Origin of the sequence: Streptomyces sp. NPDC059853, assembly GCF_042731495.1 — a bacterium.
Classification (GTDB): Bacteria; Actinomycetota; Actinomycetes; order Streptomycetales; family Streptomycetaceae; genus Streptomyces.
Genome location: NZ_JBHWJL010000556.1, coordinates 1 through 1,426 on the forward strand (window position 1 = coordinate 1; position 1,426 = coordinate 1,426).

General features: G+C 77.1%; 1 protein-coding gene. It reads left to right on the forward strand.

Translation table 11 applies throughout. The features are described from left to right. On the forward strand, positions 1 to 1,334 hold a 1,334-nt coding region (locus ACFV5N_RS27810; protein WP_385605309.1), incomplete at its 5' end, for a phenylalanine--tRNA ligase subunit beta. Between the last annotated feature and the right edge of the window lie 92 nt (positions 1,335 to 1,426).

Here is a 1,426-nt window from a genome sequence, read left to right on the forward strand (position 1 = left end):
TGCTGGTGCTGCTGGCCGGCGGCACCGCCGGGGCCGGCGTCACCCAGGTGTCGGTGCCGCTCACCCCGCGCACCATCAAGGTGGCCGCCGACCACGCGGACCGGGTCGCGGGCGTGGCCTACGGCCGCGAGACGGTCGTCCGGCGGCTCCAGGAGGTGGGCTGCGACGTCTACGGCTCCGACGAGCTGACCGTCACCGTCCCCAGCTGGCGTCCCGACCTGACCGACCCCAACGACCTGGCCGAGGAAGTCATCCGGCTGGAGGGGTACGAGAACCTGCCCTCCACCCTGCCGCGCCCCCCGGCCGGCCGGGGGCTGACCCGGCGGCAGCGGCTCCACCGGCGGGTGGGCCGGGCGCTGGCCGGGGCCGGCTACGTCGAGGCGCTGAACTACCCGTTCATCGGCACGGCGGCCCTCGACGCCCTCCAGGTGCCCGCGGACGACCCCAGGCGCCGTACCGTCACCCTGGCCAACCCGCTCTCCGACGAGGAACCCGCGCTGCGCACCACGCTGCTGCCGGGGCTCCTGGCGGCGCTGCGCCGCAACGACGGGCGCGGCAGCCACGACCTGGCGCTCTTCGAGACCGGTCTGGTGTTCCTGCCGACCGGCGAGGAGAGCACCCCGGTACGGCTGCCGGTGACCCGCCGCCCCTCGGCGGAGGAGATCGCGGGGCTGGACGCGGCGCTGCCCGAGCAGCCCCGGTACGCCGCCGTGGTGCTCTCCGGCGCGCGGGAGCAGGCCGGCTGGTGGGGCGGCCCGCGTCCGTCCGGCTGGAGCGACGCGATCGAGGCGGCCCGCACGGTGGCCCGCGAGGCGGGCGCCGAGCTGACGGTGACCGCCGCCCAGTACGCGCCGTGGCACCCGGGACGCTGCGCGGCGCTGTATGTGCGGGTCGACGGCGAGCAGGTGCTCGCCGGGCACGCCGGTGAGCTGCACCCTCGGGTGATCAAGGCGCTGGGGCTGCCGGAGCGCACCAGCGCGGCGGAGGTCGACCTCGACCTGCTCCAGCGGGCCGGTACGGAGGCGGTGACCGCGCCGCGGATCTCCACCTTCCCGGTGGCCACTCAGGACGTCGCCCTGGTGGTCGACGCGTCCGTGCCGGCCGGCGCGGTGGAGGCCGCGCTGCGCGACGGGGCGGGTGAGCTGCTGGAGTCGCTGCGGCTGTTCGACGTCTTCACCGGCGAGCAGCTGGGCGAGGGCCGCAAGTCGCTGGCGTACGCGCTGCGTTTCCGGGCGCCGGACCGCACCCTGACGGCCGAGGAGGCGACGGCGGCCCGCGAGGCGGCGGTGGCCGCCGCGGTGGAGCGCACCGGGGCGGTGCTGCGCGGCGCGTGACGCGTTCCGCCCGGCTCAGGGCCTGTCTGACACATCCCGCCTGACCGGCGCTCTGTGTCGGACAGGCCCCGGGGGCCGGGACCCGGGCGATA